At 52.5% G+C, this 1248-nt stretch carries 2 protein-coding genes; both read right to left on the bottom strand.

Going from position 1 to position 1248, the window contains the following annotated elements:
* On the bottom strand, positions 1 to 518 hold a 518-nt coding region (locus AC2VLY_RS06350; RefSeq protein WP_486893311.1), incomplete at its 3' end, for a CorA family divalent cation transporter.
* Between the two features lie 151 nt (positions 519 to 669).
* Positions 670 to 1125: a polyphosphate kinase 2 family protein gene (locus AC2VLY_RS06345; RefSeq protein ID WP_300253589.1), complete on the bottom strand. Its 456-nt coding sequence runs from the start codon at positions 1123 to 1125 to the stop codon at positions 670 to 672.
* Positions 1126 to 1248 lie beyond the last annotated feature (123 nt).

The raw sequence follows: 1248 nt of genomic DNA, 5'->3' as shown, positions 1-1248 counted from the left end.
TCCTGATTGTGAAACATCACGGTTTCCAGTTGTTCCAGTTCATCATCCAGCATATCCACGACCGGGAAAAACAGGTCGACAATGGCGTCGGACAGGGCATAAAGCACATAAGCAGAGCCATATTTGAGCAGATGCGGTTCGCGTTCGGCCCGGGCACGGACGCCCAGCAGGGTTTGTTCACATTCCTGACGGACGGAAAGCACAAAATTGCTGCCGACAAAAATATTGATCTGCCCCATATGCAGATCTTTGCCGTGGTAGGCCGGGGCCTGAAGGATGACGAAAAGATGTTCGTCGTACTCTTCCACTTTAGGCCTTTGCAAGCCATTAAATACATCTTCCACGGCCAGTTCATGCAGATTGAACTGCTTTTGCAGAATGCGCAGTTCCGGTTCTGTCGCATCCTGCAGGGCGACCCAGACAAAGTTTTGAGCTTGCTGCAAGTGCTGAGGAATTTCCTCCAGGGTGCTGTCTGCGACCTTACGTCCATCGTTATATACCACACAGTTGACCAGCATATTTCATACTCCTTTGCGGATGTTATGGTCGCTTACCCCATAAACGGCTCCGCCGGAAACGCCAACGGCCATTTCCGGCGGAAAAACAGGCCCGCAAGCTGCGCGGACCCATAAGCAAAACCCTCAGACCTGGGGTTGCACGCGCGCCTCTTCAATTTTTTCGAGGCTGCCACGGGTTTCGACCCGGAAGACCCAAGTCAATACGGCCCCCAGTATTGACGTGCCCACCAGAATGATCAACAAGGTTTGGGTACCAATGGTGTGGAGCAGGATGGTTTTGTCCCCATCGGGCAGATTCAGAGAAATGGCGGCCAGACCCAGACCGACAGCACAGCCGATAAAGCCGATGATCTGCAACTTGATGCGGCCGGTCCCTTTGGCCGAGAGCATCTTCGCCAGCAGTAGGCAGTTGTTCCACGTAACGTTGGAAGTACCACTGTCCCTTTTCTTTTTCAGAAGGTTTATCCAGCGCAACTACTCTGGCGCCACGTGGATTGAGATGTTCGATGAAGCGTTTGATGGTGCCGCCCTTGCCTGCCGCATCCCGCCTTTCAAAGATGACAATAACTTTCTGACCGCTGGATTTTACCCAGGCCTGTAACTTGATTTGAGCCTTGGTCAGACGGTGCCACCTGGGTTGACAGCGCCTGCGGCAGGATGGACCATTCCCTTAAATCGTTTAGAGAACTTCAATATGGAAATTCTGTTAGCCAATCCGCGCGGTTTTTGT

The organism is Acidithiobacillus sp. TH-A36 (genome assembly GCF_057473445.1).
Note: the sequence above shows the minus strand (reverse complement) of the source record. Positions and strands in the feature narration are given on the sequence as shown.